Source organism: Neisseria sp. P0009.S007 (genome assembly GCF_051962515.1).
Genome location: NZ_JBQCVF010001148.1, coordinates 1 through 262, shown reverse-complemented (window position 1 = coordinate 262; position 262 = coordinate 1). Strand labels below are relative to the sequence as shown.

Here is a 262-nt window from a genome sequence, read left to right as displayed (position 1 = left end):
AACCGGACGGTTCCGCCCAAACCGACATGAGCAAGCTCACCAAAGGCACGCTGATGGCAGAATGGCCGCAGGCGTGGGTGAAGCAGACCGCCGTCAACCTCGACTACACATGGAAACCCGAAAACAACCGCTGGATAGATTTGAAGGCGGGGATTTGGGGGACGTTTAACAATTCGCAAACCAATTCCACCGGCGGCTATCCCGCATCCACCCTGTTTCTCGACAAAATATTCAACGAAAAATACGCCGAAGACTGGTATTA

Annotated in this window: 1 protein-coding gene; it reads left to right on the top strand. The window is 53.1% G+C overall.

Translation table 11 applies throughout. From position 1 onward, the window contains the following. The coding region (locus ACTHS3_RS18100) for a hypothetical protein (protein ID WP_440368810.1) at positions 1–262 on the top strand (262 nt) is incomplete at both ends.